This window comes from Klebsiella sp. RHBSTW-00484, from assembly GCF_013705725.1.
Lineage (GTDB): Bacteria > Pseudomonadota > Gammaproteobacteria > Enterobacterales > Enterobacteriaceae > Klebsiella.
Window position 1 is genome coordinate 2973674 of the sequence record NZ_CP055481.1, and the last position, 25258, is coordinate 2998931.

A 25258-nucleotide genomic window follows, 5' to 3' on the forward strand; every position below is an offset into this window, starting at 1 on the left:
GGACACTCGTTCAACATTGCGGCAGGATCGCCATCCTGGACAAATGTCCAATTTCAACATTGAGGAAAAGTAGTATGTCTCGGCAATGGTTGACGCTGATGGCGATTTTGTTGGTTTATATTCCGGTGGCGATTGACGCCACGGTACTGCACGTGGCTGCGCCGACGCTAAGCGTGGCGCTGGGAACCAGCGGCAATGAGCTGCTGTGGATTATTGATATCTATTCGCTGGTGATGGCCGGTATGGTGCTGCCGATGGGCGCGCTGGGCGATAAAATCGGCTTCAAACGGCTGCTGCTGCTCGGTAGCGGTATTTTTGGCGCGGCATCGCTGGCGGCGGCGTTTTCACCCACGGCAGCGACGCTCATTGCTTCCCGCGCGCTGTTAGCGGTAGGGGCCGCGATGATCGTCCCGGCAACGCTCGCCGGGATCCGTAGCACCTTTTCGGAAGCCCGCCATCGTAACATGGCGCTCGGCCTGTGGGCGGCGGTCGGTTCCGGCGGTGCGGCATTTGGCCCGCTGGTTGGCGGCATGCTGCTGGAGCATTTCTATTGGGGCTCGGTATTCCTGATCAACGTACCGATTGTGCTGGTGGTGATGGCGATTAATGCCAAAGTGGTCCCACGCCAGCCTGCGCGGCGCGAACAACCGCTCAATTTATTCCAGGCGTTGATCCTTATTGCCGCCATATTGATGCTGGTATTTAGCGCCAAAACGGCGCTGAAAGGGCAAATGGCGCTGTGGATAACCGGGCTGGTGGCGATTGCTGGCGCAGCGATGCTGACCTGGTTTGTGCGTAAACAGCTCTCGGCGGCACGCCCAATGGTCGATATGCGTCTGTTTACCCACCGCATTATTTTAAGTGGTGTGATGATGGCGATGACGGCGCTGATCACCCTGGTCGGTTTCGAGCTGCTGATGGCGCAGGAACTCCAGTTTGTGCATAACAAAACGCCTTTTGAGGCCGGGTTATTTATGCTGCCAGTGATGGTAGCGAGCGGGTTTAGCGGGCCGATTGCCGGGATGCTGGTGTCACGATTAGGGCTGCGCGAGGTGGCGACCGGCGGCATGTTGCTGAGCGCCCTGAGCTTCCTCGGCCTGTCGATGACCGATTTCAGCACTCAGCAGTGGCAGGCCTGGGGGCTGATGACGCTGCTGGGCTTCAGCGTCGCCAGCGCGTTGCTCGCCTCCAGCTCAGCGATTATGGCTGCCGCGCCGAAGGAGAAAGCCGCAGCGGCAGGAGCCATTGAAACCATGGCCTACGAGCTGGGTGCAGGCCTGGGGATTGCGCTATTTGGCCTGATCCTGACTCGTAGCTACACGTCGTCAATTATTCTGCCGACGGGCGTGGACGGCGCGGCGGCAGAGCAGGCGTCATCATCGATTAGCGAGGCGATTAAGCTGGCGCAGTCGATGCCCGCCATTCCGGCGCAAAGTCTGATTGAGGCGGCGAAGACGGCGTTTATCAGCTCGCACAGCATCGTGCTGGCGACGGCCGGCGTCCTGCTTTTACTGCTGACGGCAGGTATCTGGCGCAGCCTGGCGAAAGCGCCGGAATTGAATTAATTTCTTTTGCCGGAGTTATTCTCCGGCTTTTATTCATCCAATCTTCTTTATTTTTTCTGATTCTTCTATGTGGAGATGCGTTGTGCTGTCGTTTACCACCTGAGTATGTTAATTAATGTTCCGGATACCGTATGAGAAAGTGGCAGAGAAAGGTAAAAGGAATTCACAATGATACTGACGTGCTTTAGTCGTAACGCAAAAAAGTTAACCTGCGGTGCTGGGTTATTTATAGCATCGCTTCCGGTATATGCTGCAGGGTTTGATTGTTCAGCTCAAAATCTTAATAAGACAGAATTAACGATATGTAATGATACTTATCTTTCAAGTGTGGATAATGTTTTAAACCTGTTTTTTACTTCGGCACTTAATAATAGCATTAATCACGGCACATTGTTCAGGGAACAGCGCCAATGGGTGAAAGAAAGAAATCAGTGTGGGGATGATATTTCTTGTATAAAAGAAAAGTATGTTGCCAGAAATAAAGACTTAACCGCGATTTTACCTTTTCGGAACGTCGATGACGTTTTTGATCGTGATGGCGATTTGCTCGACCCGCCCATGGCGCAGAATTTGCAAAATAAAAACGGTTTTACCATTACCGAGGATCGCTGGCGGGTTAAGGTAATCGTACCAGAATGGGTTATCTCATCACGGAATTATAAACTGGATGACTCTGACTGGCGAGTGCTGACGCACAGAGTGGTGAACGGTGATCTGGTTATCTATTTTCTTGTCTCCGGAAGAGAGAACGATAAGCAGGTAAACAATATTATTCGCGTTGAAAACGGCTGGAAGTCACTGATTGTTGCTCATTACGAATATTCATACCGTGACGATGTGATGATTAAATACGACCCCGGCAGTACGGATAGTATCGTCTATTCCATTCTTCAACGCCCCGATCCAGAGCTGGTCGATAGCACCGATTATACGGTAGAGACTTACACTCTTGATCCCACCAGTGGCAAGGTGGAAAAAACGCAGAGCACCACGCGCAGCGAGGCAAGCTTAAAAAAAGAGGCATGGGTGGGCTACTGCGAAACTCAGGAGTGCACCAGTCGGGTAGCGTCTCCGGATGGGAAATGGCGCCTGGCGTCGCGCGATGATTATGACGAAGGGATGTTCTATTTCCCGGCAGACAGGCCGGATCAGGGGATTAATGTATTTCTGGCGCAGGGGGATACTTCAAAGGGTAATGATTTCGGATATATGCGCAACTATGCCTGGGGCGATGAGAATTCATTTTATTTTGATAACGACGGCGGTTATGCCTGCATCTGGAAAACAGACATTAAAAATAAAACCACTCAGCGTATATTACCGGTGGAAGGGATGTTGCAGCCTTACTATCTGAATTATAACGATGAGGATATGGTCGTTGCCTCATACCGCTCTTATTCGGAACGAGATAAAAAGCACCATTACGAGATTTATATCGCTAAAAAATAAAGTCCCGATGGCGGCGAAAGATATCCGCCGCCACGGGCAGCTTAGCGCCGGGTCGCCTGCCAGCAGAGCAGGGACCCGATGCACACCATCCCGGCACCCTGCCAGAATGACCACGACAGCGCGGCGCTCAGCAGGACCGCCGCCAACGCCGACGAGAGTACCGGGGTAAAGTAAGAAGCCGCAGCCAAAAGGCTAACATTACCGTGCAGGATCCCGACGTTCCACGCCGCATAGCCCAACCCCAGCGCGATCGAAAGGGTGATAAGTTTAATGATCACCGGCCAGCTAAAGACCATCGGTGGCTGCTCGCTGAACAGGAATTTCAGCCACAGGGTCAGGGCGGTGAGCAGGACAAACAGAGTAATGCCGTTTTTGCCTTTTGCGTATTTGGCGGTGACCGTGCAGTAGGCCGCCCAGATAAACGCGCCGACAAAGGCCAGAATATAGCTCAGTGGACTGGAGACTACGTTGCTGATTATTTCATCGATATTCAGACCGTGCTCACCGCCTAATACCCAGGTAACGCCAAATAACGCCAGTAACAATCCGGGGATCACCAGCCAGCTGCTTTTTTGCCCGTTAAACAAGATGGCGAATAAAATCGTCAGGCTGGGCCACAGGTAATTGACCATTCCTACTTCAATCGCCTGCTGGCGGGTTCCGGCTAATCCTACCGACAGCGCCAGGCAAATTTCATAGCTGACGAACAGCAGGCTACCTGCCAGTAAGTAGGGACGGGGGATTTGGCGTATTTGCGGGAAGCCGACGGTAAAGATCAGCAAAATACCGCTCAGACTGTAGATCATCGCCGCGCCGCCCACCGGGCCAAGCCCTTCACTAACGCCGCGTATCAACCCGACCATCGTACTCCAGAGAATAATGGCGGCGAATCCAATCAGCGTAGCTCTCTTCTTTTCCATATTTAACCTGATATTGCTTCAAATGCAGTCGGGTTTTATAACACTTTTTATTGGCTTCAGGGGGATATTTTACTTAACGCTTAATACTAATGGGGTAATGAATTTCGACGTTCCTGACTATTAAGGGGGCATGCGTTTTGGACATTGATTTGACGCAAATAAAACAGGGGGATTACTGTTAGTTTCCCTCCACGATGAATAAGAACCTATCCCATTAGGCTATTTTATTCGCCATTTTGTCGCTGGGCAGTGCTCAAAATCCTCACGTACTCTGTGTACGCTCCGGTTTCTGCGCGCAGTCCAACGCCAAACTGACTTCAACAATTACGCCTACTGGGATAGGCCCAGAACATCCCGCATGGAGGGGAATAATGGACGTCAGCCGCAGAAAGTTTTTTAAAATCTGCGCAGGCGGTATGGCCGGAACAACAGTTGCTGCATTGGGTTTTGCACCCAAAATGGCGCTGGCTCAGGCGCGCAACTATAAATTGCTGCGTGCGAAAGAGATCCGCAACACCTGCACATACTGTTCCGTGGGCTGCGGGCTATTAATGTATAGCCTGGGCGACGGCGCGAAAAACGCGAAAGAATCGATTTACCATATTGAAGGGGACTCCGATCACCCGGTTAGCCGCGGTGCGCTATGCCCGAAAGGCGCGGGTCTGCTGGACTACGTCCATAGCGAAAACCGTCTGCGCTATCCGCAATACCGTGCGCCGGGTTCAGATAAATGGCAGCGTATCTCCTGGGATGAGGCATTTACCCGCATCGCTAAACTGATGAAAGCCGACCGCGACGCCAACTTTATCGAGAAAAACGAACAGGGCGTCCCGGTGAATCGTTGGCTCTCCACCGGGATGCTGTGCGCCTCGGCGGCCAGTAATGAGACCGGTATGCTGACGCAGAAGTTTGTGCGATCTCTCGGCATGCTGGCGGTAGATAACCAGGCGCGCGTCTGACACGGACCAACGGTAGCAAGTCTTGCTCCAACATTTGGTCGCGGTGCGATGACCAACCACTGGGTTGATATCAAAAACGCTAACGTCGTGGTGGTGATGGGCGGTAACGCCGCTGAAGCCCATCCGGTGGGATTCCGCTGGGCGATGGAAGCAAAAAACAACAACGATGCGACGCTTATCGTCGTCGACCCGCGCTTTACGCGCACGGCGTCGGTGGCTGATATCTATGCGCCGATTCGCTCTGGTACCGACATTACTTTCCTGTCGGGCGTTCTGCTGTACCTGATTCAAAATAACAAAATCAATGCGGAGTACGTTAAACACTACACCAACGCTAACCTGCTGATTCGTGAAGATTTCGGTTTTGAGGATGGCCTGTTCAGCGGCTACGATGCTGAAAAACGTCAGTACGATAAATCTTCGTGGAACTATCAGTTCGACGAAAACGGCTACGCCATGCGCGATGAAACTCTGCAACATCCTCGCTGCGTGTGGAACCTGCTGAAACAGCACGTTTCCCGCTATACGCCAGAGGTGGTGGAGAACATCTGCGGCACGCCGAAAGCCGATTTCCTCAAAGTGTGCGAAGTGCTGGCCTCTACCAGCGCAGCGGACAGAACCACCACCTTCCTGTACGCGCTGGGCTGGACGCAGCATACCGTTGGGGCGCAGAACATCCGCACCATGGCGATGATCCAGCTGCTGCTTGGCAATATGGGCATGGCGGGCGGCGGCGTGAACGCGCTGCGTGGTCACTCCAATATCCAGGGATTAACCGACTTAGGTCTGCTCTCGACCAGTCTGACTGGTTATCTGACGCTGCCATCTGAAAAACAGACGAGCCTGCAAAGCTACCTGGCGGCGAATACACCAAAAGCAACGCTTGCCGATCAGGTGAACTACTGGAGCAACTATCCGAAGTTCTTCGTCAGCCTGATGAAATCCTTCTATGGCGACGCGGCGCAGAAAGAGAACGACTGGGGCTTTAACTGGTTACCTAAGTGGGACCAGGCTTACGACGTTATCAAGTATTTCAATATGATGGATAACGGCAAAGTCACCGGCTATATCTGCCAGGGTTTTAACCCGGTGGCTTCGTTCCCGGACAAAAACAAAGTTGTCCGCAGTCTGAGCAAACTGAAGTACATGGTGGTTATCGATCCGCTGGTCACCGAAACATCGACCTTCTGGCAAAACCACGGCGAGTCTAACGACGTCGATTCCGCCGCGATTCAGACTGAAGTATTCCGTCTGCCGTCCACCTGCTTTGCCGAAGAAGATGGCTCGATCGCCAACTCCGGGCGCTGGTTGCAGTGGCACTGGAAAGGTCAGGATGCGCCGGGCGAAGCGCGTAACGACGGCGAAATTCTGGCCGGTATTTACCACCGTCTGCGTGAGATGTATCGCACTGAAGGCGGCAAAGGCGTCGAACCGCTGCTGAAGATGGGCTGGAACTACAAACAGCCGGATCATCCGGAGTCGGAAGAGATCGCCAAAGAGAACAACGGCTATGCACTGGAAGATCTATACGACGCCAACGGTGTGCTGCTGGCGAAGAAAGGCCAACTGCTGAACAGCTTCGCGCTGCTGCGTGATGACGGTAGCACCGCTTCGTCTTGCTGGATCTACACCGGGAGCTGGACCGAACAGGGCAACCAGATGGCCAACCGCGATAACGCTGACCCGTCAGGGCTTGGCAATACGCTGGGCTGGGCATGGGCGTGGCCGCTCAACCGCCGCGTGCTGTATAACCGCGCCTCGGCGGATATCAACGGTAAACCGTGGGATGCGAAACGGATGCTGATCCAGTGGAACGGTAGCAAGTGGGTCGGGAATGATATTCCGGACTTCAATACCGCGCCGCCGGGCAGTAAAACCGGGCCGTTTATCATGCAGCAGGAAGGTCTTGGCCGCCTGTTTGCGCTGGATAAGCTGGCTGAAGGGCCGTTCCCTGAGCACTACGAGCCGATGGAAACGCCGCTGGGTACCAACCCGCTGCATCCGAACGTCATCTCCAGTCCGGTGGTGCGCTTGTATGAAGAAGATGCCCTGCGTTTAGGTAAGAAGGACAAGTTCCCGTACGTCGGTACCACTTATCGTCTGACCGAGCATTTCCATACCTGGACTAAGCATGCGCTGCTCAATTCGATTGCGCAGCCAGAACAGTTTGTCGAAATCAGCGAAGGTCTGGCGAGCGCGAAGGGGATTGCCAATGGCGATCGGGTGACGGTCAGCAGCAAGCGCGGCTTTATTCGCGCGGTGGCCGTGGTAACCCGCCGTCTGCAAACGCTCAACGTTAATGGTCAGCAGGTGGAAACCGTCGGGATCCCGCTGCACTGGGGTTTTGAAGGCGTGGCCCGCAAAGGTTACATCGCCAATACCCTGACGCCGAACGTGGGTGATTCCAACTCGCAAACGCCGGAGTACAAGGCGTTTCTGGTCAACATCGAGAAAGCGTAAGGAGCGAATGAATGGCGATGGAAACTCAGGACATCATTAAACGCTCCGCCACCAACCCGATCACGCCCGCGCCGCGCGCGCGGGATTTTAAGGCGGAAGTGGCAAAGCTGATTGATGTCTCCTCCTGCGTGGGCTGCAAAGCCTGCCAGGTGGCCTGTTCCGAGTGGAACGATATCCGCGATGACGTTGGGCACTGCGTCGGGGTTTACGATAACCCCGCCGATCTCAGCGCTAAGTCCTGGACGGTGATGCGTTTTAGCGAAACCGAGCAGAACGGCAAGCTGGAGTGGCTGATTCGTAAAGATGGCTGTATGCACTGTGAGGATCCGGGCTGCCTGAAGGCTTGCCCGTCTGCCGGGGCGATTATTCAGTACGCTAACGGTATCGTCGACTTCCAGCAGGAGAACTGCATCGGCTGCGGCTACTGCATCGCAGGGTGTCCATTTAACGTCCCGCGCCTCAACAAAGAGGATAACCGGGTCTATAAATGCACGCTGTGCGTTGACCGGGTCAGCGTCGGCCAGGAACCGGCCTGTGTGAAGACTTGCCCAACCGGTGCTATCCATTTCGGCACCAAGAAAGAGATGCTGGAAGTGGCGCATGAGCGGGTAGAAAAGCTGAAGAAACGCGGCTATCCGCACGCTGGCGTTTACAACCCGCCGGGCGTCGGGGGTACGCATGTGATGTACGTACTGCATCATGCCGATCGGCCGGAGTTGTACCATAACCTGCCGAAAGAGCCGCAGATCGATACCTCTATCAATCTGTGGAAAGGGGCGTTGAAGCCGCTTTCCGCCATCGGTTTTGTCGCCACCTTTGCCGGGCTGATTTATCACTACATCGGGATTGGGCCGAACAAGGAAGTGGATGACGATGAGGAGGAGCATGATGAGTAAATCGAAAATGATTGTGCGCACGAAGTTTATCGACCGCGCCTGTCACTGGACGGTGGTGATTTGCTTCTTTCTGGTCTCGCTATCGGGAATTTCGTTTTTCTTCCCGACCCTGCAATGGCTGACCGAAACCTTCGGTACGCCGCAGATGGGACGTATTCTGCATCCGTTCTTTGGCGTGCTGATTTTCGTCGCCCTGATGTTTATGTTCGTGCGTTTCGTCCATCACAATATCCCCGATAAACAGGATATTCCGTGGCTGAAGGGAATTGTCGAGGTACTGAAGGGCAACGAACATAAAGTAGCGCGGGTGGGGAAATATAACGCCGGGCAGAAAATGATGTTCTGGACCATTATGAGCATGATTTTTGTCCTGCTGGTGACCGGGGTGATTATCTGGCGGCCTTATTTTGCCCACTATTTCCCGATTCAGGTGATTCGCTATAGCCTGCTGATTCACGCGACCTCGGCGATTATTCTTATCCATGCGATTCTGATCCATATGTATATGGCATTCTGGGTTAAAGGATCGATTAAAGGAATGATCGAAGGGAAGGTGAGCCGCCGCTGGGCGAAGAAGCATCACCCGCGCTGGTATCGCGACGTGGAGCGTATGGAAGCGAAGAAAGAAAGTCGTGAAGGGCTGAAGTAAGCCTTAGCTATGGTTCCCCGCTCCGGTGATTACGGAGCGGGTCTACGTGTTAGTGATGAGCGCATCAATTGCGGAAATGACGGTGGTTCTTTCTTTACGTAAATTACAGACTAAATACTTTTCATCCAACCTCTGTTTCGCCACGCTGGTTATTCCAGGTGTGTTGAGGAATAGCTTCTGAAACTCGAGGTTTATTAGTGGCGCGGCGGCGTGATAATGACCTGCCATGTGCATATGATGACTTAGTGGAAGAATTAACCTCGACGATAAATCATCATAGTAATCATGTTGGATCACCATAAGATAAGGTAGTAATTCATTTGTCCTCGAGGATGGATTACGATAAACATCAAATTGTGCGGCCATTAAATCCCTCCGAAAAACGGGTCTTCCGACAGTAAACCGGCGCGTGCGGTAAATTCATTCATGGCTTTTATGAATTCCCGGTTCTGCTGGCGGATTTCCGCATCAACAATGGATTGCTGCTGATAGGGCTGCTTAACCGTTACAATATGCTGATTGGCCTGTTTTTTGTTCATCGCGTTGCTTTTCATTAATAGACTCTTTTCTGTTGATAGCCTTATTATCACTCCACCAAACTTAGAAATAAACGCTATTATTAACTTTGTTTTTTATTTTGCGAGACGGCTTCCAGCGTAAAGCAACAGAATGAAATATTAACGGTTATCGTAATACCCCTCTGCACAGGGAGAACTCTGCGCAGAGGTGAGGGAAAAATTAATATTTTTCAGCAATAAAGCGGAAGGGGAAATTGGTTGCTTTGACTTTGCCTATTTTGCGTTTTGGTAAGGTAACGTGTTCCACGGGCAGAGACTCATAGGGTATTTGTGAAAGCAAATGGGTAATAATATTCAGGCGCACGCGTTTCTTATCCTCCGAGCGAGCAACAAACCACGGCGCCCAGGCAGTATCCGTGGCGGCAAACATCGCATCGCGGGCTTCGGTATAGTCGTCCCAGCGGTTGAAAGACTTAATATCCATCGGCGAGAGCTTCCAGATTTTGCGTCCGTCGTCGATCCGGTCGCGCAGACGGCGCTCTTGCTCTTGCGGGGTTACCTCCAGCCAGTATTTAAGCAAGATGATCCCGGACTCCACCATGCCACGCTCCACCATTGGCGCGCCTTCGAGAAACTTTTGCACCTCTTCGGGGGTACAAAACCCCATCACGCGTTCAACGCCAGCGCGGTTGTACCAACTGCGGTCGAAAATCACAATCTCGCCAGCGGCGGGTAGATGCTTGATATAGCGCTGGAAATAGAGCTGACTCTTTTCGCGCTCGGTTGGCGAAGGTAAGGCGACGACGCGGAAAATTCGCGGACTGACTCGCTCGGTTATCGCTTTGATTGTACCGCCTTTACCGGCGCCGTCGCGGCCTTCAAAGACGATGCACACCTTCAGCCCTTTATGCACCACCCAGCGCTGTAACTTCACCAGATCAACGTGTAGCCGACGCAATGCCTTTTCATACTCTTTATTATCGAGCGGAGCGACCTTCATGGCCGTATCGGACGCTTTGCCGCTGTTTTTTTTACCCATCTCGATTCTCCGTGCTGCCGTGATATCTCTTTGAAGTGTAATCGTTGAGCGGCAAGGCGGCGGGAAATATTGCCCGTTATGATACGGCCGGGCGACCGTGTCGTCGTTCAGGCAGGAAGCCCGCCATTGATGACCTGAAGGCCGACCTGTTGCCCCCATGAAAGCTCGAGGGTATTGCCGTCAGGGTCTGCGAAGAAGGCGAAATACCCGACCGGATCGCCCGCCTGTTCAGGTTCCCGGCGTAAGACGCCTTCGCGTCGCGCCTCGACGACTTTGTTGTCAATCTCCTGCCGGGTGGCGCAGGCGACGCCGAGGTGGCCGAAGGGACCCAGCGGAGTATCGGCCGGTTGGTCGCTCTGCACCAACACCAGCGCGAAGGGGCGGGTACGGTCGCTGAGCCATGCCACCTTACGCGCTGAGGGCAAGTCAGGCTCGCGCTGGTGGATAACCGTCATTGCGGTATAACGAGTATAAAAATCAATGCTGCTTGCCAGGCAGCGAACGGTAAAAGCGACATGGGTGAAGCCGACATCAACAGGTTGCATGCTTTTCTCACTCTGTGAATTGCTGAGGGAGGACACTCTACAACCTTAAGTTAAGTTGAGATCAAGGGGGCGTTTAACCGTTTGAGCCCACTGATTTTTATAGCGGGTCGCTGGTATTTAAACCATTTTCACGCGGCCCGTCCGGGCTTCGCATGAACGAATCGAGCTGTTATATGGATAAAACCCCCGCCGCGCGTTTTTATCTGGTTTGCTGGTGCTGAATAGTCAATAATGCCGGCCGTCTTTTCACTCCTGTAACAGATGTATGAAAAAAACAATTTTTTCATTGGCGCTGGGCACCTTCGGACTCGGCATGGCGGAATTTGGCATTATGGGCGTATTACCTGAAATCGCTCATGATGTCGGCATATCCATTCCCGCCGCAGGCAATATGATCTCTTATTATGCTTTTGGCGTGGTCATCGGCGCGCCGATTATGGCGTTATTCTCCAGCCGCTTTTCGTTAAAGTCGGTCATGCTGTTTTTGGTGGCCCTTTGCGTTATCGGCAATGCCATATTTACCTTGTCCGCCAGCTATTCGATGCTGGCGCTGGGTCGCCTGATCTCCGGCTTCCCGCACGGTGCATTTTTCGGCGTGGGGGCCATCATCCTGTCGAAAACCGCTCCGCCGGGGAAGGTTACTGCGGCGGTAGCGGGGATGATCGCCGGGATGACGGTCGCCAATTTACTGGGGGTTCCCGCCGGGACCTGGCTTGGACACCAGTTCAGCTGGCGCTATACCTTTTTGGCGATTGCGGTATTTGACGTTGCGGTTCTGGTCTCTATTGCCTGGTGGATTCCCACGCTGTTTGATAAATCAACGGCGCGCTTGAGCGAGCAATTCCATTTTTTGAAATCTCCCGCACCGTGGCTTATTTTTGCCGCCACCATGTTTGGTAATGCCGGGGTATTTGCGTGGTTTAGCTATATTAAGCCGTTTATGATTAACGTTTCCGGTTTTGGCGAGAGTGCCGTCATATTTATTATGATGCTGGTGGGCCTGGGAATGGTATTAGGCAATTTGTTCAGCGGTAAAGTTTCCGTTCGCTATAGCCCGTTACGTATTGCCGCCGTCACGGATGGGATTATTGTCGCCACTTTATTATTGATATTTCTGTTCGGTGAAAATAAAGCTGCATCATTAGCGCTGGCGTTTATTTGCTGCGCAGCGCTTTTTGCCCTGGCAGCGCCACTGCAAATTCTGCTGCTGCAAAATGCCAAAGGCGGCGAGATGCTGGGGGCGGCGGGAGGGCAAATCGCCTTTAATCTCGGCAGCGCCATTGGGGCGCTGTTCGGTGGGATGGTGGTGACGGCCGGTTTTGGCTGGAGTTCCGTTGCTTTACCGGCCGCGCTACTCTCGTTTTTGGCACTCAGTTCGCTGCTGATTTATGCCCGCTATCAGCAGCGTTTGGTCTGATTGATTCCGTCGTGATTACGCCTGCCACGGCTCGCCGAGGGTTAACATTAAACGGTTAGCCCAGGCGAAAAAGGCCGCCGATTGCAGCAAATCCAGCTGTGCCAGCGTATCCAGTCCCTGTTGTTCAATTGCCGTCAGGTGGCGGGTGGCGAGCGCTGGAGGGGTAACGGAAATCGCGGCGGCGAAATCGATTTGCGCCTGCCAGCGCGGCGTCTGCCCGTCGCTCAGCTTTTCTCCCGGCGTCACTGCCAGCAGCGTTTCAACTGCCGTTTCATCTTTCGCCAGCTGTGCGGCCTTGCGAGCGTGCACCGAGGCGCAGTAGATGCAACCGTTGATTTTGCTCGCTACCGTCGCCGCCAGTTCTCGTTCAGCACGAGGCAGGCCGCCGGGGGTATAGAAAATCCCTTTATCGGTTAATGTGCGCTGTTCCAGTACCGGTTGGTTGCGCGCCAGCAGGCGGAAATAGGGCGAATCGCTATGACCGAATTTCGCCAGCAGCGCTTGTTCATCCGGCGTAAATTCCGCCAGCGGTTTGGCATCCAGCCACGGCTCCCAATGCAGCTCATCGCGGGTGAAATGTACCGGCGCACTCTTACCGCTGACGGTCTGCGGCGCGGTGTGCCAGAAGCCCGCTACCACCGGAGTTTCCGCGACGGCGGTGGGTTTTCCGTTAAGCAGGCGTAGCCCATTGACCAGCCGACTCTGGAAGCTGACGAAGGCGATAAGCTGAGCAAGCGTCACAATACCGCGCAGGCTCCATCTGGCGCGGATCAAGGCCTCCAGCGCCGACGGTGTGGCTTCCACCGGGGTAAATGTTAACAGTCGGGCGAAGGCCAGCGCCGGGGTCAGTCGAGGTGACGTGGGGTCGGCAATGCCAAAACCGGCATAGTGGGCGGCCAGCGCATCGGCCTGGTGCAGTTTCGCCACCTTTGCAGCAATGGCAAAACGCTCGTCCAGCGGAAAATCGTTATCCTGCTGACTAAACAGCACTTCGTAACTTCCCTGCGCGTGGCGGGTTGCTGCCTCGCGCACAGCGCGCGCCGCCGCTAAAGCGGAATCCGGGGCAATCTCTGCCAGTTCAGCCAAAATATCCTGACTTAACGTCATGGTGACTCCTTATCGTATCTGCGGGGCAATATGCTGAGCGATCAGCTCAATGGAACGAAGCGTGTCGCGGTGCGACGGTTCAATGGAGTGCACCTGAAACGAAATATCAGTGACCCGCGATAGCGCGCTATCCTGCGCCAGCGAAGCGGCAACGTGCTCTGCGTCGCCAACGTGGGCGTCAAGCTGGGATAAATAATCAGTGACAGTGTCACCAATGATCTCATGACCTGCGGCCCGATGCTGCGCGGCCTGCTGGCGTAAACCGGGTTCCGCTACTTCCAGCGCATACGCCTGACTATCGGCGACGAACGCCGTACGCGAGGCGAGTATTCGTGGCTCAACGCCTGCAGGCAGCGCTGCAAGGTAAGCATCAATAATTGGATTTTGAATAGCATCCAGCGGCAGCGTGGGTTGTCCTGATGGGCGCGGTTGCGTTCGCGAGAGCATTAATCCGTGCCCGGACTGAGCCGCGCGAACGGCGCCTTCAATGGAAAATGTCGCAATCCAGATGCGTTTGGCAAGCTGCGGCGCCTGAGGGTAAAGATGGTTATCCGGATGCGATAGCGAATCGCCGCGCCAGGCGCTTTGGATCAAATGCAAATGCTCGCTAAATACCGTGCTGCGCTGATCGATTGTCAGTCCGAAGGGCAGGAACGAGGTGGGGGTTCCGCCTGAGCCGAAGCCCACTTCCAGCCGACCATCAGCTAGCAGATCCAGCACTGCGGCATCCTCGGCTACCCGCAGCGGGTTTTCCATCGGCAGGGTGATAATGGCGGTTCCCAGACGAATGTGCTCGGTATGCGCCGCCACGTGGGCGAGAAACACCAGCGGCGACGGCAGACCGCCTTCATATTCATGAAAATGGTGCTGGGCAATCCAGGCGCTATCGAACCCCAGGCGCTCGGCGTGGCGAATTTGCTCGGTTGCCAGCCGATAGCGCTCTTTCGACGTGGCGTTATCTAACAGGCGGGTGAAAAATCCCAGTCGTTTGCGGGTCATGCGACCTCCTTGCTCGGCGATGAAAACCAGGGAATAGCGGCGATAAGCTCGCGGGTATAGTCATGCTGTGGGGCGGCAAACAGTCGGCTGACTTCGCCGTGTTCAACCACCCGGCCAGCCCGCAGTACCGTGACGCTGTGGGCGATACGGCGTACCGTCGCTAAATCATGAGTAATAAACAGATAGGTCAGCCCGAGCTGTTGTTGAAGCTGTTGCAGCAGGGCCAGAATTTGCGCCTGTACGGTGATGTCCAGTGCGGACGTTGCCTCATCCAGCACGAGGATCGTCGGCTCAAGGATTAAGGCGCGGGCGATGGCGACCCGCTGGCGCTGGCCGCCGGAAAGTTCCCGGGCGGTGCGCGAGAGCAGTTCCGGGGCTAACGCCACGCGGGCGGCGACCGTTTCCACGCGTTGACGTCTTGCTTCGACATTCAGACGGTCAAAGTTTTTTAACGGCTCCTCAATAATCTCAAATAGCGTTTGTCGCGGATCCAGTGAGGCAAAGGGGTTCTGGTAGACGAACTGGATTTTGCGTCGTAGCTGGCGCAGAGCCTCGCGACTGAGATGCCCGGCATCAATACCATCGATAGAGATGTGACCAATATCAGCCTTTTCAAACCCCAACAGGATCCGCGCGAGGGTGGTTTTGCCGGAACCGGACTCGCCAACCAGCGCATGAGTGCTGCCGCGTTTAACCTCGAAACTCACCGCGTCCAGCGCTTGTAAATATGAATGACCCAATGAGAAACGTTTGCTGATGCCCTCAACGCGAATTGCCGGGGTCGCCAGGATACGTCCGGAGGTTGGGGCTATGGCCTGCGTCGATCCCTGGAGATCGCTGAGCAACTGGCGGGTATAGGCATGCTGCGGCGTGCGCACCACATCGCCGGTTGCGCCTTGCTCCTGAATCTCTCCGTGGCGGAAGACCAGCAGGCGGTCGGCGCGTTCTGCCGCCAGCGCCAGGTCGTGAGTGACAAACAGTACCGCCGTGCCGGACTCCCTGCGTAATGTATCGAGCAGGTCAAGAATGCGTTTTTGTACCGTGACGTCCAGGGCGCTGGTTGGCTCATCGGCAATGATTAAATCAGGCTTCAGGGCGATAGCGATAGCAATCAGTACCCGCTGCTTCATACCGCCTGAAAGCTGATGGGGGTACTGATCAAAGCGTTGTTCCGGGTGGCTCAAACCGACTTTAGTCAGCAGCGCCAGCACCTGCTCTTTGCGCTCCGCGGCGCTACTTTTTTGATGCAGGCGCAGGATCTCACCCACCTGCGTGCCGATCGTTTTGACCGGGTTAAGGGAGTTTCCCGGATCTTGCGGGACCAGGCTAATCCGCGCACCGCGCAGGCTATCGAGGCGCTTTGCAGACCAGTTGCTGATATCCTCACCGTTAATGCTGATACGCCCGCTATCCCGGCGCGCGTTATCTGCCAGCAGGCCAATAATCGCCTGAGCGGTAGTGGTTTTTCCGGAGCCGGATTCCCCGACGAACGCCAGCATTTCGCCGCGTTTAACGTTAAAACTGACGTTGTGCACCACTTCGCGCCATTCACGCTGTGAACGATAGCTAATACGCAGGTTCTCTACGGTTAAAACATTCATCGGCGTTCTCCGCTAAATTGCTGGCTAATGCGGTTGGCGGCAAGCACGACGGCGACGACCGCAATGCCGGGAAGGGTGGTTAACCACCAGGCTGTGGAGAGGTAGTTGCGGCCTTCGGCGATCAGTAATCCCCACTCTGGTACCGGCGGCGGCGTGCCGTAGCCGAGAAAGCTGAGGGTCGAGAGCGCGAGAATCGCCTGACCGAACTGAAGGGTGGCGAAGGCCAGAACGGCGGTGAGTGAGTTGGGCAGAATATGCCTCCAGAAGACGGCGAAAAAGGTGCCGCCGCTGCCGTATGCGGCTTCAACGAAATCGCTGTGGCGTACGCGCACCACTTCCGCTCGCGCCAGACGGGCAAAGCTGGCTATCGCCGCGATGCCCACCGCCACGGCAGCGTTGAGCGTGCCGAAGCCGAGGAGGATAATGACCGTGAGCGACAGTAATAAAGAGGGGATCGCCAGCAGAACATCGACCAGGCGCATAACCACCGATTCAACACGTCCCGCTAGCGCCCCGGCTAACGTGCCCAGCGCGGTACCGACGATCAGGCCAATCGCCACCGCCGCCAGCGCGGCACAAAGCGAATGCACTGCGCCGTAGACAATTCGGCTCCAGAGATCGCGGCCCAACTGGTCGGTTCCCAGCCAGTGACCGGCCTGCGGAGCTAAACGCTGTGCGCCGGGAAAACCTTCCAACGGGTTATAAGCGGTAAACAACTGCGGGGCTGTAGCCATCAATATGGCAACGCTCATCACCGTCCAGGCTAGCAGTAAACCGGGCTGCAAGCGCAGCGAGCGCCAGTTTGTCGTTCTGCGACGAGCAGCGGTGGCGTAATCAACCAGGCTCATACTGCACCTCCGATAACGGTTTTCAGGCGCGGATCGAACAGTGGCATCAGCAGATCGACCAGCAGATTAATTAGCACGAAGCCAAGGGCGGAAATCATCACCACCGCCTGAAGCACGGCAATATCCTGATTGTTAACGGCCTGTTGGGTCAGCAAACCGAGTCCACCGCGCCCAAACACGGTTTCGGTAATCAGCGCTCCGGCGATCAGTTCCCCCAACAGCAGACCCGCAATATTGAGCACCGGCAGCAGGGCGTTGCCGATGACGTGCCGCCACAGGACGCCGGTCTCACTCATTCCTTTGGCGCGGGCGACGGCGACAAACGGCAGCGCGGCGACCTGATCCAGACTGCGCATCAGGATTTGCGCCAGCGGGGCCGAAATCGGTATTGCGACGGCGACGATCGGCAGGATCAGGCCTTCAATCGGACCCGGATTAATAACCGGGATCCAACGCAGCTGGAACGAGAAAAGTTGAATCAGGGCTATCCCCAGCCAAAACGTCGGCAGCGAGATAAACAGCACCGGCAGTGATTGTAGAGAGTTGCTCAACCAGCGCAGGCCCGGCAGCCGTGAAGCAAAGGCGAGGGCGAAAGCCAGCAATACCGCCAGCACAAAGGCGGGCAACGCCAGGCTTAACGTCTCCGGCAGATTGCTGGCGATAAGCGCGCTGACCGACATGCCCGCCTGTAGCGAATAGCCAAAATCTCCCTGCAACATGGCGAACAGAGTATGAAAATACTGTTTCCACAAAGGGCTGTCGGCACCATAGGCGATACGCATTTCGGCGATTTGCTCAGGGCTGAGTCCGAGGTCCGGATTCTGAAACTTGATCAGTACAGCATCCCCCGGCAGCACCTGTAGCAGCACGAAAGAAAGGGTAAACGCCGCCCACAGCACCAGTAATCCCTGGCCTGAACGCCGTAGAAGATAGTGGCTCATCGCATGCTCCTTAGTGCTTTTCCAGCCACGCGCCGTAGAACGACGGGCGGCCTACCGCTTCAAAGCTGACGCCTTTGACCCACGGCGCGCCGGCAAAGACCTGAGGTTCTTCAAAAATGGGGATCACGTAGGCGTTATCGAGCAGATAGCGCTGGGCATCACCGGTTAGCTGGAGACGTTTTTGCGGTTCGACTTCGGCAGAAATGGCGGTCAAAAGCGTGTTGAGTTTATCGTCGCGGAAGCTTTGTACCTTGTCGCTGGAGCCGCCTTTTTGCAGCAGCGCGTCGCGGTTATTGGGGAAGAACATGCTTTTGACCACGTCCGGGTCGGCGCGACCCACTTCAGATACGGTGAGCGGGGTTTTCTGCGGGTCGAGGTTATCCAGCGTATGGCTGCCGGCATCACCGGCTTTTACCGCCAGCGCGACGCCAACCTGACGCCACTGCTGGGCGATCAGTTGCAATACTTCCTTGTTTTGCGGCTGCGGCAGCGATTCATAGACGGTTAATGCCAGGCGCTGCCCATCCTTCACCCGAATGCCGTCGGCGGCCGGTTTCCAGCCAGCGTCATCAAGCAGTTGTTTTGCTTTGGCCTGATCGAACGCCAGTTTATCGCTGAGATTAACGTAGCCCGCCGCCGTGGTGGAGATGACGGAGGTGGCCTGCGGATAGTTGGCGGAGAACAGGGTTTCAACTACCTGTTTGGCGTTGGTGGCATGCAGCAGCGCCTGACGGACGCGCAGATCGGCGACCAGCGGGTTATCCGGGCGGAAGCTAAGGCTGTCGTTAACACCGCGCGTCGGAGCTGCATAGATTTTAAAGCCCTGATCGGTCGCTTGTTTTTCATCATAGGCCTGGACCTGGCGGATAAAATCGGCCTGGCCTGCTAATAGCGCGCCAATGCGCACGCTGTCTTCCGGCGTCACGATATAGGTTATGCCGTCGAGATTCGCAGGCCCCTGCTGGGCAAGGTTTTTTGGCCCCCATTGATAATCTTTACGCGCCACCAGGGTGAGTTCGCGCCCCGGCTTTTCATCTTTAACGGTAAACGGCCCGGAGCCAATAATATGGCGGGCGTCGCCCAGCTCTTCAAAATTACGTGCGAGGGTGCTGATAGAGACCAGCCCGGAGCCAATAGTGGCGGTGCCCTGCAGAAATCCCGGTGACGGTTTTTTAAAGTAAAATTTGACCGTCAATGGGTCGATAACTTCGCTGTGGTCGTAGTTATTAATCACTTCAGAAACCGGCAGGCGATGCGTTTTATTTCCCAGACCGTAGGTGTCGAAGTTTTTAGCTACCGCATTGGCATCCAGTGGCGTGCCGTCAGAGAACGTGACGCCAGGGCGAATCTTAAAGGTATATTCGGTTTTATCGGCGTTAGCACTCCAGCTTTCGGCAATCCACGGTTCGACTTGTAATGTTTCCGGGTTTTGCCAGGTGAGCTTATCGGTTATTTGATTGAGAATACCGCCGTTGGGATAGAACCCTCCGGCTGGCGGATAAAGGTTGGTATGCGGTTGCTGCTCCAGATAAATTAGCGTGCCGCCTTTAACCGGCGCGTCGGCGGCCCACACGGAAAAGGTACCGGTTAAAAAAAGTGCCGCCAGCGCGAGCAGGCGAAAACGGGTTTGCATGGTGAATTCCTTTGTTATCTATTGTGTTGCCATCATCGGGCGCGCGTTTTGACAAAGGAAATAAGGATTTACGCTAAGCATTTGCATAAAAAGCATTTATACCCGTCATACTTCAAGTTGCATGTGCGTTGGCTGTATTTTCTCTTTTGTCGTCTGGATTATTTGGTAATTGGCATTTAACTGGTGAAATAAATCTGATCAGATCTGATCGTTGGATTGTTATATACGTACCCGTTTAAATAAGCGTTCAGAAAGATTCAATAACTTTCCCTGCTTATTATTCCTTAATTTTTATTTAGTACGCTAAAAATGACGTTCTGTTCTGCCTTGTTACCATCGGAATATATCCCCGTGCAAACCAGCCCTGTCTGGTCTCAAATTCTGCCTCAGCCAACAACCCTTAGAGAGCAGCCTCGGGCTGCGTGAGTACCCTATGGGTATAGTTAGTATGGCAGATACTGACAGAGCGACCTTAATAACATTATGCATATTGTCTATAACATTTTGTGGTTAACATACTGATTAGATAGTAAAATAATCATTGTGCAGATAGTTTAATTTATCAGGGTGTGGCGGTAGCGTATGAACTATGATGCGGTGGTTTCTGGAGTGTACGAACAGAATCGATAGTATGAACAACCGAGCGGGTAGATTTGTTGTGCGGATCCGATAGGGTTAATGGGGGGAATAAACCTCTACCAATATGCACCGAATCCGTTAAGCTGGATCGACCCGCTTGGTTTACAGCGACTTTGTGCATTCGGGAATAAAAGTGGTCCGAAAGGTATTCGTGAGAGTGACTTAGCCCCTAATGAGCACGGTTTACTTCCATCACAGACTGGGAAGGCCCGGCCTCAAGGTAAATCAGTAACGAGAACACCTCAAGAGTCTAAATTAAAAGGCCATTATCACTCATTACCTGAGGATGTTAAAATGCCGGATGGGTTGGATATTAAACATGATGGTCGTGATATGCCTGGGGGATATATGTCACCAGGTCATTCTACGATATACCCAACCAGAGATATGACTCCAGATGAGTTCAATGTTCTATTTAATTCATTGCCATGGGAGTATGGTGGTAGGATATGAATGATTTCTTAGAAAAATTTATTGATATTGAGAATGATATTAATAAAGAAACGAGGTTTTTTATCCAATCTGTTCAACGGAAAGGTATCACTTGGGCGGAATATGAATCCCAAGAAATGATTCTAAATGGATATTATTATAGAGTACGTAATCTTTTATCTGAGTATGATCCTGATTTGATTGTGCTATTGTATTCCGATGATGCTGAAATTAGAAGGATATCTTTGAAGGTCATTAAAGATGGATTGGTGGATTTATCGTCTTCAAACATGGCTATTGAAAAGCTAATATATATTTCTATCGTTGGTAACGAAGAGGAAAAAAGATTAGCAAAAGATATTATAGTCTTTAGGGAATGGTTTGTTAGGTGTGAGCAATTGACTGAGAAGATTGTTTCTAAATTATACCATCAAAACATTGACTATTATTTATATAAGGATATTGGTGAGTTTCTTCTTATTACAAAAAATATACCATTGCTGATAAGTCATATTAAAATAGGTATGAATAGTAAAGATGAGGAAATTTTTGAATTAGCAAGTGAATATTCTAATATAGTGTAAATTGTATGAATAATGTATAGTTATGGAAGGTCTTTACGTAATTAACTTTTATGGCTGCGATGTGTCTGGAGTATGATATTTTTGTGTTTAACCTACTGATTAGATAGTAAAATAGGTATTGTGCAGATAGCTTAGTTTATCAGGGTGTGCGGTAGCATATGAATTATGACTCAGTAATTTCAGGAAAGTATGAACGAAACCGGTAGTATGATCCGCCGATAGAGTTGATTCGTTGCCCTGACCCGATAGGGCTGGCGGGGGGGATAAATACGTATGCTTATGTACATAACCCGAACAGCTTTATAGATCCGCTGGGGCTGGCTGGGTGTAGCGTAGGAAAAGTAACTGGCGATATTAAAACTCTGAGGGAAAAAATCCGTTTAGCTAGAAATGGCGATGTTTCCGCTCAAGCAGAAATAGCGTACGCCAAGTACATGAGAAGCAAAGGCAATCATGTTCATTTTAACACCCCGCCTAATCGTTCAGTATCAATGGCTGACTTTACTATTAATGGAGTGCAAGTTGATACTAAACTTCTTAGTGGTATAGGTGGCAATGCGGCTAAAAACGTAACAAAAGGTGTAAAACAGGTTGGTGATAATGGAATTGTTCAAGTCATCAGAAGTTCAGACTCGAAAAACACATTGGGCCAATTTGAAGAGTTCTTCGGTGGATTTAAGCCTAATAATCCATCAGTGACGGTTGATGTAATAGATCAATCTGTATTGGCACCATTCTGGAAATTTTAGATCATGATAACTAAATCAAATATTCTAATAGATTATAAAAGTAAAAGTGAGCTGGAGGAAAATTTAAAGAAATTGACCTCTTGCTTTGATATTGATTTCTCTATTTCAGAGTATGACTATTTCAATATTGACGAATATAAAGAGTATGTAAAAGACAAAGAAAACTACGTTCATGATGACATAAGATTTATTGACACTTTAAGTGATGTTGATTTTTTATATGAAATAGAGTTGGGAACATCTCTTTCATCGATTGAAAGTAATTATCTCCCTGTATTAACTGATTTTATTGCTCAGTCGTTGTCATTTAAATTACGTTGCAATACAATAAGTGGGTTTAATTCACTGAATGGCGAGGAAGGATGCCCTGTAACATATTTTTCAAATGGGAGGGATGTTATAAGTTTTGCAGATTATGACTCATCAATATGGAAAAAAGTAACTTGGATTAAATCATAACATTTAAAGCCGGGAAGCTCCTTTCTGGATCTTCCCATTTTTTACCTATTGCCATGCCAACATATTACCCTGCCGACTTGAATCACCACCTTGCCGGGCATCACGCTGATCGTCAGTGGTTGCCCGGTCAGGCCGCACTGTGTCAATCAGCCCACGCCAGATGCAGTTCGCCGTTATCCCGTATCCAGTCCACCCGGATATGGGGAGACATCTATATCTCAATCAGGTTGTATCTACATTACCATTTGATTTACAATTGTTTTGTGCAGATAAAACTATCAAGGTAGAGCGGTACGTAAGTACTACGATGCAAAGCCTTGGGTTAATTACAGACGAAATTGATGTTACGATCCGCAGACAGGCTGTTACCTGACGCCGGACCCGATAGATACCGTCTTGGCTCTCATTTGGCAAGCAGCATATTTGCATCAAAGGGCTGGCGGGGGGATTAAACCTCTACCAATATGCGCCTAATCCGCTGTCATGGATCGATCCGCTTGGATTAAGTAAATTCGCTCCCAAAGATCCTGGGCTAGCTGAATTGATAGAGGCAATTGAATCAAAACTACCAGGCACTGTGAAACAAGTTGAAATCGGAATCGCCAGACCTAATGGACTTTGTATACTGACTTAGATATTGTAACTGATACCCATGTTATTCAGGTTAAAACTGGTGACGGCAAAGGAGGTGAGATTATCAGGATCTACCCCACTTGATTTATCATGGTAGTATGCTGATTTATATCATAATGAAATTTAGGCCATTACGAAAAGCTGGGTAATAAATAATTTCCGGCTTTTTTGTTATTTGATCTCCGCTACATCCCGTTGTCGCTCCTGTTGCGATTAATAACCGGAACATCCCCGGTGTTATTCAGCGTCTGGTAATTAATCGATAGTGTCAGGGCGTTGTCTTTAATTGCACTATCGGCCCGTAGGTTTAATCATTCATCGGTGGAAGAGTCTATATCTCCGTCATCGTAATGAAAAATTAACGTCATATTTTATTCATCTAAGCCCTTTATCGTGTTGTTTTTCAATTTCTTATAACGATAGAGCGACAATACAATGCATCTGGTAAAAACTATCCTTGCCGCAGGTCTTCTGTTTACTGCTGCCGCTCAGGCGCAAAACGTTCTGGATTTTCCGCAGCCGAAAAACAATCCCGAAGAGTTTTATGCAGTAACTGAAATTCCGGCGGGCGGTATTATTAAATATGAGACGGACGCCAAAACCGGTTTTCTGATTGCCGACCGTTTTCAGTCAATGCCGGTGGCCTATCCGGCTAACTATGGTTCGTTGACCCAGTCGCTGGCGGGAGACGGTGACCCGTTGGACGTGGTGTTTTATACCCGTGCGCCAATGGCTCCGGGAACGCTGATCAAGCTGCGCGCGATTGGCGTGCTGAAGATGATTGATGGCGGCGAGAAGGACGACAAAATTATTGCCGTTCCGGCGAGTAAAATCGATCCGACCTACGATGACATCAAAAACGTGAGCGACCTGCCAAAAATTGAGCAGGAGCGCCTGGAGGCGTTCTTTCGGGTTTACAAACAGCTGCCGGATGGCCGCAAAAAAGTAGAGCTGAACGGGTTTAACGATGCCGCCGCCACGAAGCAGGAGATTAAAGCGGCATGGGACGCCTGGAAAGAGAAAAATCCACAATAGATGAATAAACAGGCACCATCCGGTGCCTGTCGATTTTTCTGCGTAGTACCAATATTCGTGTAGATAAATACGCCAGTATTCAGGCAATCAGCCCTGCCATGATGCTGGAGCATCTGCCGTACGTCCAGCATCACCCATTGACAGCATATGTAAGAAGATGGTTGTATCATGCAACCATTTATTAAATCAGCTGAACTGAAATGACGATATCCTCGCTTGTTGATGAAATTCGAACCGCCTCCCGCCTGATGGTGCGCGAGCTGGGCTTTATGAATACCACGCTTGCCGCCACGGATTATTCACCTTCTGCGGTCCACACTTTACTTGAAATCTCGGTTCGCGGCGCCATGACGGCTGCTCAGTTGGTTCAGATTCTGGGTCTTGAAAAATCGAGCGTCAGCCGAATGCTTTCCCGACTGCTTGCAGCCGGAGAGCTACAGGAAAAACCCGCTACTCACGATGGGCGTTTTAAGCAGCTTGAGTTAACAGCAAAAGGCGTGGCCACCGTCAGCAAAATTCACGCCTACGGAGCAATGCGGGTCGTTAATGCGCTGGCGTATTTGACCGACGACCAAAAACAAAACGTTGCACAGGGCCTCACAACCTGGGCTTACGCGCTAGAAAAATGCCGTGATGCTGAGGCCGTCGCCCCGGAAAAAGAGATCAGCATCCTCACGGGTTATCGACCGGGCATGATTGGCCGCATTGCGCAGATGCACGGTGAATATTATGCAAAGCATTATGAATTTGGTCACTTTTTCGAGGGGAAGGTCGCCAGCGGGCTGGCGGAGTTTTCTGGTCGTCTTGATACGCCGTGCAACCAGATTTGGCTGGCGGTGCAGGGCGAGAGGATTGTCGGGTCGGTGGCGATTGACGGTCAGGATCTCGGTAATAATGAGGCGCATCTGCGTTGGTTTATTCTTGACGATAGCTGTCGGGGGAGCGGAATCGGCAGACGTCTTTTGAGCGAAGCTATGGCCTTTTGTGACGGTCAGGATTTTTCGACAGTGCAGTTGTGGACGTTCAGCGGACTGAATGCCGCGCGCAGGCTTTATGAATCCTTTGGATTCACACTTCATAAAGAGTGGCAGGGGGATCAGTGGGGCAGAATGATGACTGAACAGCAGTTTACTCGGGTAAAGCAGTCGACATAATCACAATAAATAATCCCCCGGCGCAGT

23 protein-coding genes and 1 pseudogene are annotated in these 25258 nt (G+C 52.2%); 12 read left to right on the top strand and 12 right to left on the bottom strand.

Annotated elements, in window-relative coordinates:
• Window positions 1–74: 74 nt before the first annotated feature.
• Both HV213_RS14155 and HV213_RS33250 read left to right on the top strand, forming a co-directional pair.
• The gene (locus HV213_RS14155) at window positions 75–1565 is read left to right on the top strand and encodes an MFS transporter (RefSeq protein WP_181486151.1); all 1491 of its coding nucleotides are present in this window, start codon (window positions 75–77) and stop codon (window positions 1563–1565) included.
• A gap of 168 nt (window positions 1566–1733) precedes the next feature.
• Complete coding sequence (locus HV213_RS33250; RefSeq protein WP_228288613.1) at window positions 1734–3014, top strand: lysozyme inhibitor LprI family protein; 1281 nt, start codon at window positions 1734–1736, stop codon at window positions 3012–3014.
• A 41-nt stretch (window positions 3015–3055) separates the two neighbouring features.
• Here HV213_RS33250 and yddG read toward each other — a convergent pair whose 3' ends face one another.
• Window positions 3056–3934, bottom strand: a complete 879-nt coding sequence (gene yddG, locus HV213_RS14165) for an aromatic amino acid DMT transporter YddG (RefSeq protein ID WP_181486152.1) — start codon at window positions 3932–3934, stop codon at window positions 3056–3058.
• 371 nt (window positions 3935–4305) lie between these two features.
• Between yddG and fdnG the strand changes: the two genes are divergently transcribed.
• Genes fdnG through fdnI form a run of 3 tightly spaced genes read left to right on the top strand, consistent with a single transcriptional unit; the run spans window position 4306 to window position 8898 of the window.
• Window positions 4306–7353: a formate dehydrogenase-N subunit alpha gene (fdnG, locus tag HV213_RS14170; protein ID WP_181486153.1), complete on the top strand. Its 3048-nt coding sequence runs from the start codon at window positions 4306–4308 to the stop codon at window positions 7351–7353.
• A gap of 11 nt (window positions 7354–7364) precedes the next feature.
• Entirely contained in the window at window positions 7365–8249 is an 885-nt protein-coding gene (gene fdxH, locus HV213_RS14175; protein WP_181486154.1) for a formate dehydrogenase subunit beta, read from the top strand.
• Window positions 8242–8898, top strand: a complete 657-nt coding sequence (gene fdnI, locus HV213_RS14180; protein ID WP_181486416.1) for a formate dehydrogenase-N subunit gamma — start codon at window positions 8242–8244, stop codon at window positions 8896–8898. The genes fdxH and fdnI overlap by 8 nt, the downstream gene beginning before the upstream one ends.
• Before the next feature lie 42 nt (window positions 8899–8940).
• On the opposite strand, the gene HV213_RS14185 is transcribed toward fdnI, so the two are convergent.
• The 4 genes from HV213_RS14185 to HV213_RS14200 form a co-directional block, all read right to left on the bottom strand.
• On the bottom strand, window positions 8941–9264 hold the full coding sequence (locus tag HV213_RS14185) for a CcdB family protein (RefSeq protein ID WP_181486155.1): 324 nt from the start codon (window positions 9262–9264) through the stop codon (window positions 8941–8943).
• Window positions 9264–9437: a type II toxin-antitoxin system CcdA family antitoxin gene (locus HV213_RS14190; protein ID WP_181486156.1), complete on the bottom strand. Its 174-nt coding sequence runs from the start codon at window positions 9435–9437 to the stop codon at window positions 9264–9266. Before HV213_RS14190 ends, HV213_RS14185 begins: the two co-directional genes overlap by 1 nt.
• Window positions 9438–9636: 199 nt before the next feature.
• A complete protein-coding gene (gene ppk2 / locus HV213_RS14195; protein WP_181486157.1) occupies window positions 9637–10455 on the bottom strand; it encodes a polyphosphate kinase 2 in 819 nt (272 codons plus the stop codon).
• A gap of 107 nt (window positions 10456–10562) precedes the next feature.
• Entirely contained in the window at window positions 10563–11000 is a 438-nt protein-coding gene (locus tag HV213_RS14200) for a VOC family protein (protein ID WP_181486158.1), read from the bottom strand.
• Between the two features lie 265 nt (window positions 11001–11265).
• Between HV213_RS14200 and araJ the strand changes: the two genes are divergently transcribed.
• Window positions 11266–12417 (top strand): MFS transporter AraJ, encoded by a 1152-nt coding sequence (gene araJ, locus HV213_RS14205; RefSeq protein WP_181486159.1) that lies wholly within the window; start codon window positions 11266–11268, stop codon window positions 12415–12417.
• 15 nt (window positions 12418–12432) lie between these two features.
• Here araJ and HV213_RS14210 read toward each other — a convergent pair whose 3' ends face one another.
• From HV213_RS14210 to HV213_RS14235, 6 genes are read right to left on the bottom strand one after another with little or no spacing between them, the layout of a single operon-like run.
• Window positions 12433–13524 carry an alkylhydroperoxidase domain protein gene (locus tag HV213_RS14210; protein ID WP_181486160.1) on the bottom strand — a complete coding sequence of 364 codons (1092 nt, stop codon included), beginning with the start codon at window positions 13522–13524 and terminating at the stop codon, window positions 12433–12435.
• 9 nt (window positions 13525–13533) lie between these two features.
• Complete coding sequence (locus HV213_RS14215; RefSeq protein ID WP_181486161.1) at window positions 13534–14523, bottom strand: putative FMN-dependent luciferase-like monooxygenase; 990 nt, start codon at window positions 14521–14523, stop codon at window positions 13534–13536.
• Window positions 14520–16124, bottom strand: coding sequence for a dipeptide ABC transporter ATP-binding protein (locus tag HV213_RS14220; protein WP_181486162.1), 1605 nt, complete (start codon window positions 16122–16124; stop codon window positions 14520–14522). The genes HV213_RS14215 and HV213_RS14220 overlap by 4 nt, the downstream gene beginning before the upstream one ends.
• A complete protein-coding gene (locus HV213_RS14225; RefSeq protein WP_181486163.1) occupies window positions 16121–16972 on the bottom strand; it encodes an ABC transporter permease in 852 nt (283 codons plus the stop codon). Before HV213_RS14225 ends, HV213_RS14220 begins: the two co-directional genes overlap by 4 nt.
• Window positions 16969–17913, bottom strand: a complete 945-nt coding sequence (locus HV213_RS14230; RefSeq protein WP_181486164.1) for an ABC transporter permease — start codon at window positions 17911–17913, stop codon at window positions 16969–16971. Before HV213_RS14230 ends, HV213_RS14225 begins: the two co-directional genes overlap by 4 nt.
• A gap of 10 nt (window positions 17914–17923) precedes the next feature.
• Window positions 17924–19546 (bottom strand): TIGR04028 family ABC transporter substrate-binding protein, encoded by a 1623-nt coding sequence (locus HV213_RS14235; RefSeq protein ID WP_181486165.1) that lies wholly within the window; start codon window positions 19544–19546, stop codon window positions 17924–17926.
• Between the two features lie 663 nt (window positions 19547–20209).
• Here HV213_RS14235 and HV213_RS33730 point away from each other — a divergent pair.
• From HV213_RS33730 to HV213_RS14255, 4 genes and pseudogenes are all read left to right on the top strand, one after another.
• Window positions 20210–20290, top strand: a pseudogene (locus HV213_RS33730) (RHS repeat-associated core domain-containing protein); the annotation flags it as partial.
• 344 nt (window positions 20291–20634) lie between these two features.
• Window positions 20635–21201, top strand: coding sequence for a hypothetical protein (locus tag HV213_RS14245; RefSeq protein WP_181486167.1), 567 nt, complete (start codon window positions 20635–20637; stop codon window positions 21199–21201).
• A gap of 224 nt (window positions 21202–21425) precedes the next feature.
• Entirely contained in the window at window positions 21426–21950 is a 525-nt protein-coding gene (locus HV213_RS14250) for an RHS repeat-associated core domain-containing protein (protein ID WP_228288614.1), read from the top strand.
• A gap of 3 nt (window positions 21951–21953) precedes the next feature.
• Window positions 21954–22409 carry a hypothetical protein gene (locus HV213_RS14255; protein WP_181486168.1) on the top strand — a complete coding sequence of 152 codons (456 nt, stop codon included), beginning with the start codon at window positions 21954–21956 and terminating at the stop codon, window positions 22407–22409.
• Window positions 22410–22450: 41 nt separating this feature from the next.
• Here the strand turns inward: HV213_RS14255 and HV213_RS33255 are convergent, their stop codons facing one another.
• Window positions 22451–22555, bottom strand: coding sequence for a SymE family type I addiction module toxin (locus HV213_RS33255; protein WP_228288615.1), 105 nt, complete (start codon window positions 22553–22555; stop codon window positions 22451–22453).
• A 922-nt stretch (window positions 22556–23477) separates the two neighbouring features.
• On the opposite strand from HV213_RS33255, the gene HV213_RS14265 reads away from it, so the two are divergent.
• Both HV213_RS14265 and HV213_RS14270 read left to right on the top strand, forming a co-directional pair.
• Entirely contained in the window at window positions 23478–24077 is a 600-nt protein-coding gene (locus HV213_RS14265; RefSeq protein ID WP_181486169.1) for an inorganic diphosphatase, read from the top strand.
• A 200-nt stretch (window positions 24078–24277) separates the two neighbouring features.
• Window positions 24278–25231: a bifunctional helix-turn-helix transcriptional regulator/GNAT family N-acetyltransferase gene (locus tag HV213_RS14270; protein ID WP_181486170.1), complete on the top strand. Its 954-nt coding sequence runs from the start codon at window positions 24278–24280 to the stop codon at window positions 25229–25231.
• The last annotated feature ends 27 nt before the right edge of the window (window positions 25232–25258 follow it).

Coding starts and splice junctions, on each gene's coding strand:
- HV213_RS14155 (WP_181486151.1), top strand. CDS start 75: ATGTCTCGGCAATGGTTGACGCTGATGGCGATTTTGTTGGTTTATATT.
- HV213_RS33250 (WP_228288613.1), top strand. CDS start 1,734: ATGATACTGACGTGCTTTAGTCGTAACGCAAAAAAGTTAACCTGCGGT.
- yddG (WP_181486152.1), bottom strand. CDS start 3,934: ATGGAAAAGAAGAGAGCTACGCTGATTGGATTCGCCGCCATTATTCTC.
- fdxH (WP_181486154.1), top strand. CDS start 7,365: ATGGCGATGGAAACTCAGGACATCATTAAACGCTCCGCCACCAACCCG.
- fdnI (WP_181486416.1), top strand. CDS start 8,242: ATGAGTAAATCGAAAATGATTGTGCGCACGAAGTTTATCGACCGCGCC.
- HV213_RS14185 (WP_181486155.1), bottom strand. CDS start 9,264: ATGGCCGCACAATTTGATGTTTATCGTAATCCATCCTCGAGGACAAAT.
- HV213_RS14190 (WP_181486156.1), bottom strand. CDS start 9,437: ATGAACAAAAAACAGGCCAATCAGCATATTGTAACGGTTAAGCAGCCC.
- ppk2 (WP_181486157.1), bottom strand. CDS start 10,455: ATGGGTAAAAAAAACAGCGGCAAAGCGTCCGATACGGCCATGAAGGTC.
- HV213_RS14200 (WP_181486158.1), bottom strand. CDS start 11,000: ATGCAACCTGTTGATGTCGGCTTCACCCATGTCGCTTTTACCGTTCGC.
- araJ (WP_181486159.1), top strand. CDS start 11,266: ATGAAAAAAACAATTTTTTCATTGGCGCTGGGCACCTTCGGACTCGGC.
- HV213_RS14210 (WP_181486160.1), bottom strand. CDS start 13,524: ATGACGTTAAGTCAGGATATTTTGGCTGAACTGGCAGAGATTGCCCCG.
- HV213_RS14215 (WP_181486161.1), bottom strand. CDS start 14,523: ATGACCCGCAAACGACTGGGATTTTTCACCCGCCTGTTAGATAACGCC.
- HV213_RS14220 (WP_181486162.1), bottom strand. CDS start 16,124: ATGAATGTTTTAACCGTAGAGAACCTGCGTATTAGCTATCGTTCACAG.
- HV213_RS14225 (WP_181486163.1), bottom strand. CDS start 16,972: ATGAGCCTGGTTGATTACGCCACCGCTGCTCGTCGCAGAACGACAAAC.
- HV213_RS14230 (WP_181486164.1), bottom strand. CDS start 17,913: ATGAGCCACTATCTTCTACGGCGTTCAGGCCAGGGATTACTGGTGCTG.
- HV213_RS14235 (WP_181486165.1), bottom strand. CDS start 19,546: ATGCAAACCCGTTTTCGCCTGCTCGCGCTGGCGGCACTTTTTTTAACC.
- HV213_RS14245 (WP_181486167.1), top strand. CDS start 20,635: ATGAATGATTTCTTAGAAAAATTTATTGATATTGAGAATGATATTAAT.
- HV213_RS14255 (WP_181486168.1), top strand. CDS start 21,954: ATGATAACTAAATCAAATATTCTAATAGATTATAAAAGTAAAAGTGAG.
- HV213_RS14265 (WP_181486169.1), top strand. CDS start 23,478: ATGCATCTGGTAAAAACTATCCTTGCCGCAGGTCTTCTGTTTACTGCT.
- HV213_RS14270 (WP_181486170.1), top strand. CDS start 24,278: ATGACGATATCCTCGCTTGTTGATGAAATTCGAACCGCCTCCCGCCTG.